General features: G+C 48.5%; 13 protein-coding genes and 1 pseudogene. 4 read left to right on the top strand and 10 right to left on the bottom strand.

The window, feature by feature from the left end; all coding sequences use genetic code 11:
* The first annotated feature begins 242 nt into the window (after window positions 1-242).
* Window positions 243-1,751: a recombinase family protein gene (locus NFS35_RS18180; RefSeq protein WP_055650135.1), complete on the top strand. Its 1,509-nt coding sequence runs from the start codon at window positions 243-245 to the stop codon at window positions 1,749-1,751.
* 503 nt (window positions 1,752-2,254) lie between these two features.
* On the opposite strand, the gene NFS35_RS18185 is transcribed toward NFS35_RS18180, so the two are convergent.
* From NFS35_RS18185 to NFS35_RS18195, 4 genes are all read right to left on the bottom strand, one after another.
* A complete protein-coding gene (locus NFS35_RS18185; protein WP_251208530.1) occupies window positions 2,255-2,881 on the bottom strand; it encodes an alpha/beta fold hydrolase in 627 nt (208 codons plus the stop codon).
* Between the two features lie 108 nt (window positions 2,882-2,989).
* Window positions 2,990-3,877: a reverse transcriptase domain-containing protein gene (locus NFS35_RS29715; protein WP_456298457.1), complete on the bottom strand. Its 888-nt coding sequence runs from the start codon at window positions 3,875-3,877 to the stop codon at window positions 2,990-2,992.
* 33 nt (window positions 3,878-3,910) lie between these two features.
* Entirely contained in the window at window positions 3,911-4,288 is a 378-nt protein-coding gene (locus NFS35_RS30045) for a hypothetical protein (protein WP_330640338.1), read from the bottom strand.
* A gap of 715 nt (window positions 4,289-5,003) precedes the next feature.
* Entirely contained in the window at window positions 5,004-5,237 is a 234-nt protein-coding gene (locus NFS35_RS18195) for a tyrosine-type recombinase/integrase (RefSeq protein ID WP_330640339.1), read from the bottom strand.
* A 10-nt stretch (window positions 5,238-5,247) separates the two neighbouring features.
* Here NFS35_RS18195 and NFS35_RS18200 point away from each other — a divergent pair.
* A pseudogene (locus NFS35_RS18200) lies at window positions 5,248-5,478 on the top strand (tyrosine-type recombinase/integrase); the annotation flags it as partial.
* Between the two features lie 158 nt (window positions 5,479-5,636).
* Here the strand turns inward: NFS35_RS18200 and NFS35_RS18205 are convergent.
* From NFS35_RS18205 to ppdK, 3 genes are all read right to left on the bottom strand, one after another.
* Window positions 5,637-5,819, bottom strand: a complete 183-nt coding sequence (locus NFS35_RS18205) for a hypothetical protein (protein WP_150837829.1) — start codon at window positions 5,817-5,819, stop codon at window positions 5,637-5,639.
* Window positions 5,785-6,303 carry a DUF6075 family protein gene (locus tag NFS35_RS18210; RefSeq protein ID WP_251208531.1) on the bottom strand — a complete coding sequence of 173 codons (519 nt, stop codon included), beginning with the start codon at window positions 6,301-6,303 and terminating at the stop codon, window positions 5,785-5,787. The genes NFS35_RS18205 and NFS35_RS18210 overlap by 35 nt, the downstream gene beginning before the upstream one ends.
* Window positions 6,304-6,558: 255 nt before the next feature.
* The gene (gene ppdK / locus NFS35_RS18215; protein ID WP_251208532.1) at window positions 6,559-9,189 is read right to left on the bottom strand and encodes a pyruvate, phosphate dikinase; all 2,631 of its coding nucleotides are present in this window, start codon (window positions 9,187-9,189) and stop codon (window positions 6,559-6,561) included.
* A 392-nt stretch (window positions 9,190-9,581) separates the two neighbouring features.
* Here ppdK and NFS35_RS18220 point away from each other — a divergent pair, with 392 nt between their 5' ends.
* Both NFS35_RS18220 and NFS35_RS18225 read left to right on the top strand, forming a co-directional pair.
* Window positions 9,582-11,219, top strand: coding sequence for an ABC-F family ATP-binding cassette domain-containing protein (locus NFS35_RS18220; protein WP_251208533.1), 1,638 nt, complete (start codon window positions 9,582-9,584; stop codon window positions 11,217-11,219).
* A gap of 14 nt (window positions 11,220-11,233) precedes the next feature.
* A complete protein-coding gene (locus tag NFS35_RS18225; RefSeq protein ID WP_251208534.1) occupies window positions 11,234-12,115 on the top strand; it encodes a PHP domain-containing protein in 882 nt (293 codons plus the stop codon).
* A 58-nt stretch (window positions 12,116-12,173) separates the two neighbouring features.
* Here NFS35_RS18225 and NFS35_RS18230 read toward each other — a convergent pair whose 3' ends face one another.
* The 3 genes from NFS35_RS18230 to NFS35_RS18240 all read right to left on the bottom strand — a co-directional run bounded on the left by NFS35_RS18230 (window position 12,174) and on the right by NFS35_RS18240 (window position 13,900).
* Window positions 12,174-12,437, bottom strand: a complete 264-nt coding sequence (locus NFS35_RS18230; protein WP_251208535.1) for a glyoxalase — start codon at window positions 12,435-12,437, stop codon at window positions 12,174-12,176.
* Between the two features lie 144 nt (window positions 12,438-12,581).
* On the bottom strand, window positions 12,582-13,244 hold the full coding sequence (locus NFS35_RS18235; protein WP_251208536.1) for an HAD family hydrolase: 663 nt from the start codon (window positions 13,242-13,244) through the stop codon (window positions 12,582-12,584).
* A complete protein-coding gene (locus tag NFS35_RS18240; RefSeq protein ID WP_251208537.1) occupies window positions 13,232-13,900 on the bottom strand; it encodes a Maf family protein in 669 nt (222 codons plus the stop codon). Before NFS35_RS18240 ends, NFS35_RS18235 begins: the two co-directional genes overlap by 13 nt.
* Window positions 13,901-13,903 lie beyond the last annotated feature (3 nt).

Consider the following 13,903-nt stretch of genomic DNA (forward strand, 5'->3'; position numbering starts at 1 on the left):
TCATACCATGATAGAAATATAGTCTATTGTCACATATTTTTCCCTCACAGTCGAGGTACGCACTATCTACCGATTACGAAAGAACAGCGCAGAAAAGAAATTGAGCGTTGTCTTTACGAGGTGTTCAGCAAATATGGAGACAGATTTCCCTAATCATTCGCAACATTGTTGTCCGGGGCTGCTGATGGTATAATATAGTTGTAAGGTTGGTAGCTCCATTCCAACAAGGAAAGGAGCCCAATATGGAGTTTATCAGAGAAGATTGTATTTACGCAAGACAGTCAGTAGACCGCAAGGACAGTATCAGCATTGAAAGTCAGATTGACTTTTGCAAGTATGAATTGAAAGGTGGGAGCTGCCGGGTATTCAAGGACAAAGGCTATTCCGGTAAGAATACGGACAGGCCGGAGTTTCAAAAGCTGCTGGGCGAGATCCGCAAGGGAAAGGTCCGGCGGGTCATCGTGTACAAGCTGGACCGTATAAGCCGCTCTATTCTGGACTTTGCAACGATGATGGAGCTGTTTCAAGAGTACGATGTGGAGTTTGTATCATCCACAGAAAAGTTTGATACTTCGACCCCGATGGGCCGGGCCATGCTGAATATCTGCATTGTATTCGCCCAGCTTGAACGTGAGACAATTCAGAAGCGTGTCACAGACGCCTACTATTCCCGGTGCCTGAAAGGCTTCCACATGAGCGGACAGGCGCCATACGGTTATCAGTTAGAGCCTACTGTGGTAGAGGGTATCCGCACAAAGAAAATGGTTGCTGACCCCGTAGCCGCCGACCATGTACGGCTGATGTTTGAAATGTACGCTGAACCGGAAACCTCCTTCGGAGATATTACCCGATACTTCGAGGAACATGACATAAAAATTTATGGCAAATCCATGTTCCGTACATTTCTTTCCCAGCTTTTAAGAAACCCCGTTTACGCACAGGCCGATTTGGAGCTGTACGAATTTTTCAAGAGCCAGGGCGCAGCGATTGTCAATGACGCTTCCGACTTTGCCGGAACAAACGGCTGCTATCTCTATCAGGGGCGGGATGTGAAGGAGGACAAGGACAGGTGCTTAAAAGACCAGATACTTGTTATCGCTCCCCACGAAGCACTCATTTCCTCTGACACATGGCTTAAATGCCGGAAAAAACTTATGGCAAATACCACCTTCCAGCAGGGACGGAAACCGAAGAACACTTGGCTGGCCGGAAAAATCAAATGCGGGCATTGTGGGTATGCTCTGAAAGCCACCCATGTACCAAACAGCACCGGATATTTCCGCTGTACCAAACGGACGGAAAACAAAGGCTGTCCGGGCTGCGGGAAAATCCGCAAAGAAGAATTTGAGCAATTCATTTTCTCGGCCATGCAGGAGAAGTTCAAAGACTTTCAGATACTCCACGGCAGGGAGGAAAAAGTCAATCCGAAGCTGACCGCCTATCAAGTGGAGCTGGCACAGGTGGAGGCAGAAATTGAAAAGCTGCTGGATACGCTGACCGGAGCCAATGCGACCTTGCTTGCCTACGCCAACAAAAAAATTGAAGAACTGGACACCCGACGCCAGACCATTTCAAAGGCAATCGCCGAATTGAGCGTTGAAACCATATCTCCCCAGCAGATAAAGAAGTTATCCTATTATCTCGACAACTGGGAGAGCATAGATTTTGACGACAAAAGAAAAGCCGCCGATGGTTTGATCTCTACGATCAAGGCCACCAGCGACCGTGTTCAGATAGAGTGGAAAATCTGACATTTCCGCTCTATCGCCCCTCATTTCTATTTTATCTTGTTTGTACCCCTTGTACACCGATGTTTTCTTAAATTTTTTGATAATCCGCTTATTTTCAGCATACATTTACTCTCCTTTTTTTAATTAACACACCATAGAAAACTGCTACGGCTAAGTCCATACCTATAATCAACAGTAGTATCGGAATAATACCAATCCGACTTTTGAGGGCTAAGAATTTTACGGTGGACATTGCAGGTAAGATTGGTATCGGTAAAACTGTGTTTAACAAATAAACAGCAGTCATATGAACAGGAATTACAATTCCAAGAAAAACAATTCTAAGATTACCAGTCCATTACTTACTGCCCTCTATTGCAGGCTATCCCTTGAAGATGGGAAAGACAACGAGAGTATGAGTATCAGCAACCAAGAGAATATTTGTCAAGGGGGATTTCACCCAAAAGATGAAATCCCCTATAAACTGGAATTTTTATCTCTCAATTCTATAAATGTAGCAGGCTTCATTTTGTTTCGTTATAATATTTGTTTAATATTTGGGCTAAAAGTAGAGGATTTTCTTCATTTACAACGTGTCCGGTGTTTTCGATGATTTCTAATTTTGCATTTTGAATATTTTGGTGGAAATAATACGCAGATTTAATGTTGGCGCTATCTTTTTTCCCGCAAATCAAAAGAGTAGGACATTTTATACTGTTAATGCTGTCACTGAAATCCAATGCTCTCATGGAGTTTCCCAAAATGAAAGTGTCTTTTTTATTAAACGCCATATTTTCAAACATTGATCTGGGTAAAAGTCTAAAAATGATATTTTGAATGCCAAATATTACCCTGGGAATTTTATGGGGAGTACCAATCAAAACAAGTGATTTCACTTTATCGGGGAAATCCAATGTGTAATGTAATGCTAATATTCCCCCTAACGAAATGCCGCACAAGTTTATTTGTCCGTCATTATTATTACAATATTCTTTGAATGAAGAATATAAATTTTTATAACAAGTTTCCTTGCCATTAAGAATTGCAGATAAGTCTGGACACAAGATATCTCTATTGTCTTCCATATATGAAATTGTTTCATTCCAACTTGTTGACTTATGGCCCGAACCGTGTATAAAAATAGTTTTCATCAATTTTTCCTTTCAGTCGAGTAGACAGGCACCTCACGATGCCAGCCCCTCACAGATCCGTACGTGCGGCTTTTCCGCATACGGCTCCTCATAACAACATTCACAGTTTCAGAACAGACTGAAATATATCTTCGGCATTGCCAGCGGATAATATTTCAGCATTTCTATAAACCCTTCCCGTGTGTAGCTCTTTCTGTTGCTTCTACGGTTTAGGACTTTAAATAGCATTTCCCGCACTTGTTGTTTGAAATTGCTTATCATCCTGCCGTTGAAACTGACACCATAATACCTGTAGTGCCCTGTCAATTTCAGATTGAGCATTCCCATCAGCTTCTTTAGTTTCTGGTCTCGATTAGCGTACATCCAGACTTTTATGTCCTTCAGTTTCTGCCGGAATTTCTTACTGCTCGTTTTCGGCATTATCCATGCTGTTCCTTTCCTTGTCCTTCCGCAATAAAATGTAAATCCAAGGAAATCGAAAGTTTCCAGCCTTGTTGATTCTCCGCGTTTCTGCTTCGATTTTGCCAGATATCCTCCGCTTGCCAGCATCCTGCTCTTGCTTTCCTCCAGTTCCAGTCCGAACTTTTCCATTCGTTCCTTAAGAAGCTTATAATATTTCTCCGCTTCCCATTCGTACTGGAATCCCGCAATGAAGTCATCTGCATAGACAATCAGGAAATTCTCGCCCCTGCTCTCTTTGGCTATTACAAACTTGTACCATAGTGTAAGAACATTGTGCATATAGATGTTCGCAAGGATTGGGCTGATGATGTTTCCCTGTGCTGAACCTTCTCCGTTTTCAACCAGCTTTCCCTCATCCATCACCCCGGCTTTCAGGTATTTGTTCACCAGCCAGAGGATGTTCGGGTCTTTGATGTATAGATTCAGGAATTTCATTATCCAGTCGTGCTTCATATGGTCAAAGAAGCCTTTAATGTCTGCATCCACGATGTAGCATATCTTCGTGAAGTTCAGCCTCTTATACAGTTCCTTCACTGCCCCATGGCATCCCCTGTCTGGTCTGAATCCCTACATACAGTTTAGAAATCTCGGCTCGTAAATTGCTTCAAGTATCTTCTTCAAAGCCAGCTGGACTATTTTGTCCTCGTAACTTGCAATCCCCAGCGGACGCAGTTTCCCATTGCTTTTCGGAATATATACCCGCAGCGATGGCTGTGGCTTATATGACTTCCTTTTCAGCCTTTCTACAAGCCCCTTGATGTTCTGTTCCAGGTTCTCTCCGTATTCCTTCTTTGTCACTTCATCAATCCCCACTGCCTTGCTGCCGTCCAGTTCCCTGTGGCATTGCATTAACAGTTCTTTATTTATCAGATGGTACAAAGATGTGAATTCCGGTTTCGGCTCATGGGCCGATTTGTCTGCTATTCTCTCCAATTTCGTTTCCATCAGTATCTCCGTCCCTGAGTACGGCTGATGTGCCCTCAGAGAGACCGTTATTATGTAGCCCCCTTCCCTCCACCGGAATTACCCGGCTTCTTCGGTACTATGAAGCTATCCGACTGCCTGACATCTGTTTGACATCCTCCGTTTCAGCGTTGTCCGCCATACTTGAAAACAAGAGACATCAGGCTCTCCCCAGTTGACTGGGTAGTCACAATGTAAAACATGAAAAGCTCTTTGACCCCGCAGAAGCAGACTGCATCTCACCATAGCAATGCCGCCTGTGTTGCTTTCCGCCGAAATTAGAGCGTCAGCCCTCCAAATGTCAAAATTTCGAGGCTCAATCACTTTCCCTGTTTTCTCGCTGTCTACGCTTAGCAGGCTACATTACTGCACCCCACCCAAGACTCGCTACTGCTGGTTGGTTAAACCTTCGCAGACAGGCTTCTCACCTGCCAGACTACCCGCCCTTCGTCTGGGCGCACAATTTCGATTTGTCATGAGTCAAGCATACCACCAATACTGGCAACTTTCAACCCTCATTTATAGGCACTGGTAGTAGTGGTTATACCGAAACTTCTATTATACCGAAATCTCCATGGAAAGCTGATAAAGCATGGCTTCTTGCGGAGATTTTCGGTATAACTTTTTACTGGATCTTATACAGTAGAAAACAAAAAATGCCGCCCCGACACAGGAATTCGGTATAACCTACAAGAGCTTACAAGCCATAGAGTTGCTTTAGGAGATTCTCATCGTCTATGGTATAGCTTGAAGAATCTTCTGGAGCCCCTGTCCCAGAACCCATGGCTTTTTCTATCGCTTTACGCTTTGCCTCCGTGTCGGCATGGGCATAGACCAGAGTGGTCTCAAGGCTGGCATGCCCAAGCCATTGGGAGATCAGTGTCAGGTCCATCCCGTGCTGGTACAGGTGCATGGCACGGGTATGCCTCAAATGGGGAGCTCCCCATTTGCGGCATAGCAAAGCAATGCATCTGCTTCAGTCCGGAGTCAATCTTGTTTATATCAGAGATCTACTGGGACACTCTGATATTTCAACAACCGAAATCTATGCATGGGCAGACGAAAAAATGAAGAGAAAAGCATTGATGGAAGCTTACGACAGTCCATCATCTGACGAACTGCCAGCGTGGAAAAAGGATAAAGACCTTCTTGATTGGTTGAAATCTTTGTAAGGGTTTACCCCTGATTATGCAAAGTTCAAAAGAGCCTATACCCTATAAAATCAGCAAAAGTGTAGGCTCAACTTTGCATAATAACTTACTTTTCATAACCGACACCGCCTTTCTGGTTTGCTATTGCTATCACTTTACACATGGTTTTATTCCTCCGTTTAGTCAGATTTTTCTTTGATGTTGGCTTTCTGCACTTCCACATAAGCCCGGTAATACCTGTTTGTACCCTTGTTCCGGTACAGCTCGGAAACTTCCGTCACAGCCACTTTGGGCTGTCTTTGCAGGAGCTTCTCGAACCACTTAATATCATTCTTCGTTCCCATCAGTCGAATTTTCAGCACGTTTCCTCTCCATTTCTGCAAGGATTTCCTCAATAGACCTCTGCTTTTGGCAGTATTCCGGGTAACGGAGTTTAATGCCCTGCCAGAAGTACAGTGCGTAGCCGCAGCAGAAAATATCGCTTACGGAATACTCCCTGCACTCGCCAATCTGCTCGTCCTTGCGCTTATAATCGTCAACACTCGGCGTTCCGTCTGTGTAAAGGTTAAAGGCAAGCCTTACCACACGGACACTGCCGCTTGTCTGCCAGCCTTGATGCAGACACTCCGGCTTGATGAATCCGGACTTCATATCGTAGATCTGGCTGAAATGATTCCTTGTGTCCTCTGAAATACCGAGAATGTAGATCAAAGCCTTGTGATAGCAGTCCTGATACCTCGCCTGCTCCAATTTCTCATAATAAAACTTCTCATGTTCCTCGTTTGCAAAAACCATGTGTGTGTTGTTGGTGCTACGCACCTCTGCTCTTAACGCTGTGTTGTTCATCCCGTGAACCTCCTTTGATTATTTTGTTTGTGTATATAAAAAGGACTCTATCCTTTGTTTGGGATAGAATCCTTTGAAAAAACCACGAAAAAAGGGGAAAACTCTTAAATGAATTTTCCCCTAATCGTCAAAGATAGATTTTACAAACGAAATCCTCAAAGCGGTTCGCCTTTGTGTACTCCGGACGATGTGCCATAAAATCATTCACATCAGCTCTGGTTATCAGATATTCCGTAAAGTACATATATTTGTAATCTACTTTCCTACATTGTTTATCGCCGCCTGTGCTGCCGCCAGCCGGGCAATAGGTACCCTGAACGGTGAGCAGGAAACATAATCCAGCCCAATCTTATGGCAGAACTCCACGGAAGAAGGATCTCCGCCATGCTCGCCGCAGATTCCCACATGCATCTTGGGATTCACGGGCTTGCCCAGCTTGATGGACATATCCATCAGCTTGCCTACGCCGTTCTGGTCCAGCTTCGCGAACGGATCGTTCTCCAGAATCTTTGCATCATAGTAAGCGGTGAGGAACTTGCCTGCATCGTCACGGGAGAAGCCAAATGTCATCTGGGTCAAATCGTTGGTGCCGAAGCAGAAGAAATCAGCCTCTGCCGCAATCTCGTCAGCGGTAAGGGCAGCTCTGGGAATCTCAATCATCGTACCCACTTCGTAGTACAAATCGATACCAGAAGCCTTGATTTCCGCGTCTGCGGTCTCCACTACAATCTTCTTCACATATTTCAGTTCCTTTATATCGCAAATCAGAGGAATCATGATTTCGGGCTTCACTTTCCAGCCGGGATGCTCCTTCTGCACATTGATAGCGGCACGGATGACAGCCTTGGTCTGCATCCTGGCGATTTCAGGATAAGTCACCGCCAGACGGCATCCTCTGTGGCCCATCATCGGGTTGAACTCATGGAGGCCTGCGATGATGTTCTTGATTTCCTCAACGGTCTTGCCTTGTGCCTGCGCCAGCTTTTCGATGTCAGCTTCCTCGGTGGGCACGAACTCATGAAGAGGGGGATCAAGGAAACGGATGGTAACAGGATATCCTTCCAGGGCCTCGTAAAGCTTCTCGAAGTCGCCCTGCTGATAAGGCAGAATCTTCTCCAGAGCAGCCTCTCTGTCCTCTACGCTGTCAGCACAAATCATCTCACGGAAAGCAGCGATTCTGTCTTCCTCGAAGAACATATGCTCTGTACGGCACAGCCCGATGCCTTCCGCACCCAGTTCTCTCGCTTTCTTCGCGTCGGCGGGAGTGTCGGCATTGGTACGCACTTTCAGCTTTCTATACTTATCGGCCCAGGCCATGACTCTGCCGAACTCGCCTGCAATGGTAGCGTCCACCGTGGGAATCTGTCCGTCATAGATATTGCCCGTAGTACCATCGATAGAAAGGTAATCTCCCTCATGATACTCTTTTCCTGCCAGAGTAAATTTCTTGTTCTCCTCATCCATGGCGATGTCGCCGCAGCCGGATACGCAGCAGGTTCCCATGCCGCGGGCAACCACTGCCGCATGGGAAGTCATGCCGCCGCGGACAGTCAGGATACCCTGAGCCGCTTTCATGCCGGTGATGTCCTCGGGAGAAGTCTCCAGGCGAACCAGAACCACTTTCTCGCCTCTTGCATGCCAGGCCTCGGCATCCTCTGCCGTAAATACAATCTTGCCGCAGGCAGCGCCGGGAGATGCACCCAGACCTTTGCCGGCAGGGGTGGCAGCTTTCAGAGCAGCCGCGTCAAACTGGGGATGCAGCAGAGTGTCCAGGTTGCGGGGATCGATCATGGATACCGCTTCCTGCTCTGTACGCATGCCCTCATCCACCAGATCGCAGGCAATCTTCAGAGCTGCCTGAGCGGTCCTCTTACCGTTTCTGGTCTGCAGCATGTACAGTTTGCCGTGCTCAACAGTGAACTCCATATCCTGCATATCTCTGTAATGATTTTCCAGAGTGGCGCACACGTCCTTGAACTGCTTGAACGCCTCAGGGAACTTGTCTGCCATCTCGGTAATCTTCATAGGGGTGCGGACACCTGCAACCACGTCCTCGCCCTGTGCATTGGTCAAAAATTCACCGAACAGGCCCTTTGAGCCGGTAGCCGGGTCACGTGTGAACGCAACGCCCGTACCGCAGTCATCGCCCATGTTGCCGAAAGCCATGGACTGTACGTTTACGGCAGTACCCCAGGAATAAGGGATATCGTTGTCGCGGCGGTATACATTGGCGCGGGGGTTATCCCAGGAACGGAACACGGCCTTGATAGCGCCCATCAGCTGCTCCTTGGGATCGTCCGGAAAAGCATTTCCAATCTTGGCCTTATACTCAGCCTTGAACTGTCCTGCCAGCTCTTTCAAATCGTCTGCGGTCAGCTCTACGTCCTGCTTCACGCCTTTCTTCTCTTTCATGGCGTCGATGAGCTGCTCGAAGTACTTCTTGCCCACTTCCATGACCACGTCGGAATACATCTGGATGAATCTTCTGTAGCAGTCCCATGCCCAGCGGGGATTGCCGGATTTCTCAGCGATGACATTCACCACGTCCTCGTTAAGGCCCAGATTAAGAATCGTGTCCATCATGCCAGGCATGGATGCCCTTGCACCGGAACGGACGGACACCAGCAGAGGATTCTCCTTGTCGCCGAACCTCTTGCCGGTAATCTCCTCCATCTTGACGATGTATTCATTAATCTGCGACTGAATCTCGTCGTTTATTTCTCTTCCATCCTCGTAATATTGTGTACAGGCCTCTGTAGTAATCGTAAAGCCCTGCGGAACAGGAAGTCCAAGTCCGGTCATCTCTGCCAGATTCGCTCCCTTGCCTCCGAGAAGCTCACGCATGTCCGCGTTGCCTTCCGTAAACAAGTACACCCATTTTCTCATTTTTATCTCTCCCTTTCTAATTGATTTTAGACAGTCATAAAATATGGCTGCCTCCTGACAAAAGACCATAAAACTGCAGGTCCTTTCTTTATGAAAGAATCAAAAAGAAGATTCTGTCATCTGAATTCTATTTTAACAATATGCCAATAGAATAGCAAGACAAATTGTTCCTATTTTGGTCATATCTGGTAATTTCGTGCAATCTGTCCATTCTACATTTTTCACCGGCGGCAACTTGCACAAACAGCCATCTTTTGACGCACAGTCCAATAACCAGCTTGCCGTGCTATCGATTTTCCTTGATAAATCGGGCATTTTGTGTATAATGATATAGGTAAGAAAAATGTACGGCATTTTAATAAGAAGCCAATTTCAGGAAATGAGGATTCAGAATGATCAGTGTAAACAACGTAACCTTGCGAATCGGCAAGAAAGCATTATTCGAGGATGTGAACATCAAATTCACCGAAGGCAACTGCTACGGCGTAATCGGTGCCAACGGCGCGGGAAAATCCACCTTTCTGCGGATACTCTCCGGCGACCTGGAGACCACCAGCGGAACTGTGGTCATCACCCCCGGACAGCGCCTCTCCGTGCTGGAGCAGGATCACTTCAAATACGATGACTTTTCCGTCATGGATACGGTCATCATGGGCAATGCCCGCCTGTACGAAATCATGAAAGAAAAAGACGCCATCTATGCCAAGGAGGACTTCTCCGACGAGGATGGTATCCGTGTCAGCGACCTGGAGGCGGAGTTCGCCGAGATGGACGGCTGGGAGGCGGAGTCCAATGCCGCCATGGTGCTAAACGGGTTAGGCATCGACACAGATCTGCACTATTCCCTTATGAAAGATCTGGACGGCAATCTGAAGGTAAAAGTGCTGCTGGCGAAAGCCCTGTTCGGCAACCCGGATATCCTGCTTCTGGACGAGCCCACCAACCATCTGGACCTGGACGCCATCGCGTGGCTGGAGGACTTTTTGATTGATTTCGAGAATACGGTCATCGTGGTCTCCCATGACCGCTATTTTCTGAACAAGGTATGTACCCATACCGCCGATATCGACTACAACAAGATTCAGCTCTACGCCGGAAACTATGACTTCTGGTACGAGTCCAGCCAGCTGCTGGTGCGGCAGATGAAAGAGGCCAACAAGAAAAAGGAGGAGAAAATCAAGGAGCTGCAGGAGTTCATCTCTCGTTTCTCCGCCAACGCCTCCAAGTCCAAACAGGCTACTTCCAGAAAGCGTGCTCTGGAAAAAATCGAACTGGACGACATCAGGCCCTCCAGCAGGAAGTACCCTTATATCGATTTCCGTCCTGATAGAGAAATCGGCAATGAAGTCCTTACGGTGGAGCATCTGTCCAAGACCGTGAACGGAGAAAAGATTCTGGACGACATCTCCTTTGTGGTGGGGCACAATGACAAGATTGCTTTCGTGGGAAGCCAGGAGTTAGCCAAGACTACTCTCTTCCGGATTCTCATGGGTGAGCTGGAACCGGATGAGGGACATTACAAATGGGGCGTCACCACCTCCCAGACTTATTTCCCCAAGGACAACACCGCGGAATTCGACAATGACCTGACCATCGCGGAATGGCTCACCGGCTATTCTCCCGTGAAAGATGTGACTTATGTGAGAGGCTTCCTGGGCCGTATGCTCTTCGCGGGGGAGGACGGCGTCAAGAAAGTAAAGGTGCTCTCCGGAGGCGAGAAAGTGCGCTGCCTGCTGTCGAAGATGATGATCAGCGGCGCCAACTGCCTGGTGCTGGACGAGCCAACCAACCATCTGGACATGGAGTCCATCACCTCCCTGAACAACGGACTGATCAAGTTCCCCGGAGTGGCCCTGTTCTCCTGCCATGACCATCAGTTCGTGCAGACCACGGCCAACCGCATCATAGAGCTGCTGCCTGATGGGCATATGATCGACAAGATCACCAGCTATGACGAGTATCTGGCAAATGATGAGATGGCCAGAAAGCGCACGATTTTCACAGCGCAGAAAGAAGAGGATGATAACTGAGTATGAGATATCCCATGGCAGCAGTTGATTTGCATGTACATTCCAACCATTCCGACGGCAGCTTTACTCCCACTGAGCTTGTAGACTATGCCATGGAAAAGGGGCTGGCGGCCTTTGCCCTCACCGATCACGACACCATAGACGGACTGGATGAGGCTATAGACTATGCCCGCAGCCTGCGGGACAGGGCAGCTGACCGCCCTGGCGCGGCCCCGGTTCCCGAAGTCATCCCCGGAATCGAATTCTCCACAGAATACCAGAAGCAGGATGTCCATATCGTCGGATTGTATATCGATTATCATAATACCGGCTTTCAGCAACAGCTGAAGGACTTTGTGGATTCCCGGAACGTCAGGAACCGAAAAATGTGCGGCCTGCTCCAGGAAGCAGGGATTCCCATCACCTATGAGGCTCTGCAGTCGGAATTCCCCGATGCCGTCATCACAAGGGCTCATTATGCCAAATACATGCAAAGCCACGGCTATGTGAGCAGCCTGACGGAGGCCTTTGACCGCTATGTGGGGGACGATTCTCCTTATTTCGTGCCCCGGGAAAAGGTGACCCCTGTAGATGCCGTGAAGCTGATTCTGTCCCTAGGCGGCATTCCCATCCTGGCACACCCGGTTCTTTACCACATAAGCGACAGCGGGCTGGATACCCTGACAGCCGAGCTGACGGAGGCCGGGCTCACAGGGCTTGAGGCTGTCTACAGCACCTACACCGCCTCCGACGAGCGCCGGATGCGCACACTGGCGAAAAAATACGGGCTGCTTGTCAGCGGCGGCAGCGATTTCCACGGCGCCAACAAGCCGGGGCTGGATCTGGGCACAGGCTACGGAAGTCTCTACGTTCCTTATTCAGTGCTCCGGGATTTCAAACAAATCGTACAGAAATAACAAAAAAGAGGCGGTCACCCAAGACTGCCTCTTTTTTGTCCCAAAATGTCGCTGCTTTTCAGCCTTCCACTATCAGATATCTGCCATCGCCGATATCGAATACTTCATCTGCTTCCAGAATCTCTTCATCCATGACGCCCTCTGTGTCAACGCCCTGTTCCTCGAAGTACTCAAGCACCTCATCAACGGAATCGACAACCACGGCCATGCAGTCTTCCAGAAAATCCTCAGCCTCCTCCAGTGTCTCTGCCACCTTTTCGGGAAACAGTTGTTGCTGGTTTTCTAAAAAGCACTCCAATACGTCATCGTCAAATTGCTGCATTTATCAGCCCTCCTTTGAATTAATGAAGATTATATTCACATGATAATACGATTGGATGGCTATGTCAATATATTCTACGATTCCTCTGATTTTTCCAAAATCTAACCAAAAATACGCTCTAAATTTCTACTTTTTGCATAGAAGCTAGGTGAAGCGGAGCAGTTCCAGGGGATACTCGATGATCGCGTCCGCGCCACCCTCCTCCAGCTCCGCCCTGTCCCGAAATCCCCAGAGCGCGCCCACGGTAAAGGCCCCCGCGCTTTTTCCCGTCTTCATGTCCGTAGCCGTGTCCCCCAGATAGAGCAGATCCTCCACCCCCAGGCCTATCTGATTCAGGATACGGAATACCCCGTCCGGGCTTGGCTTGATTGCCATACCCTCTTTCTGGCCCTCTATCACGTCAAAATATCCCTTTCCATACAGGGTCTCGATTACATTGACAGTCTCCGCATGAGGCTTGTTGGAAAGGACGGCGATCTTCACATGCTGCGCTTTCAGCGTAGCCAGAAGTTCCGGTATGCCGTCATAGGGGCGCACCCGATACATGCAGTTCTCCCTGAATATCTCTCTGTACAGGGCATAGGCCTCCTCAAAATGCACAAGCTGTGTATCCCCTGCCGCGGTCAGGGCCCGCCTGACCAGATTCTTTGCGCCGTCTCCGACGAAATATTTGTACTGTTCTATGGAAAAGGGGCCGTATCCGAATTTTTCCATCGTCCTGTCGCCGCTGTACTTTATGCTGTGGATGGAGTCGGAAAGCGTCCCGTCCAAATCAAATATCACTGCTTTTTTCATCATGTAATCCATTCCTTCGCTTCCTGGTAGAGCCTGCCTACCGGCAGTCCCACCACATTATTGTAGTCTCCCTGGATTTCTTTGACATATCTGGCAAAGATTCCCTGAATGCCATATGCCCCCGCCTTGTCCATACAGTCGCCGGAGGATATATAAAAGGCTATCTCCTCCTCTGTCAGGGGATAGAAAGTCACATCCGTCCTCTCATGGAAGACTCTGCGCCGCACCGATCCGGAATCCTCCTCAAGCCCGGATTCTCCTGTCAAGGCTATCCGGGTACCGCCTGTTTCGCCCAAGGCTTCCCCCCTGATGCCAACTCCGGTGCCCGGACGGTACAGCAGCGTCACGCCGGTATAGACCGCATGTGTCTTCCCTGAAAGCCGCTCCAGCATTTGTCTCGCCTCTTTTGGACTGCGGGGCTTGCCCAGTATCTGACCCTCTAGCGCTACCACGGTATCCGCTCCGACGACAACTATGTCTTCCGTACTGTCCGAAAGCGTTTCGAGAACTGCCCCTGCCTTCTGTGCGGACAGTTCCTCCACCACCTGCTCGGGCAGCACAGCGCTCACCTTTTCCTCTACATCGCTGACCCTTATCTCAAAATCCAGCCCTATCTGCCCCAGCAGCTCCCGCCTGCGGGGCGAGGCTGACGCTAATATAATCTTCATGCC

This window comes from Acetatifactor aquisgranensis (genome assembly GCF_943193215.1).
GTDB lineage: Bacteria > Bacillota > Clostridia > Lachnospirales > Lachnospiraceae > Acetatifactor > Acetatifactor aquisgranensis.

Bases quoted from the DNA above. Each gene is read 5' to 3' on its own strand.
- NFS35_RS18180 (WP_055650135.1), top strand. From the start codon at position 243: ATGGAGTTTATCAGAGAAGATTGTATTTACGCAAGACAGTCAGTAGAC.
- NFS35_RS18185 (WP_251208530.1), bottom strand. From the start codon at position 2,881: ATGAAAACTATTTTTATACACGGTTCGGGCCATAAGTCAACAAGTTGG.
- NFS35_RS30045 (WP_330640338.1), bottom strand. From the start codon at position 4,288: ATGGAAACGAAATTGGAGAGAATAGCAGACAAATCGGCCCATGAGCCG.
- NFS35_RS18210 (WP_251208531.1), bottom strand. From the start codon at position 6,303: ATGAACAACACAGCGTTAAGAGCAGAGGTGCGTAGCACCAACAACACA.
- ppdK (WP_251208532.1), bottom strand. From the start codon at position 9,189: ATGAGAAAATGGGTGTACTTGTTTACGGAAGGCAACGCGGACATGCGT.
- NFS35_RS18220 (WP_251208533.1), top strand. From the start codon at position 9,582: ATGATCAGTGTAAACAACGTAACCTTGCGAATCGGCAAGAAAGCATTA.
- NFS35_RS18225 (WP_251208534.1), top strand. From the start codon at position 11,234: ATGGCAGCAGTTGATTTGCATGTACATTCCAACCATTCCGACGGCAGC.
- NFS35_RS18230 (WP_251208535.1), bottom strand. From the start codon at position 12,437: ATGCAGCAATTTGACGATGACGTATTGGAGTGCTTTTTAGAAAACCAG.
- NFS35_RS18235 (WP_251208536.1), bottom strand. From the start codon at position 13,244: ATGGATTACATGATGAAAAAAGCAGTGATATTTGATTTGGACGGGACG.
- NFS35_RS18240 (WP_251208537.1), bottom strand. From the start codon at position 13,900: ATGAAGATTATATTAGCGTCAGCCTCGCCCCGCAGGCGGGAGCTGCTG.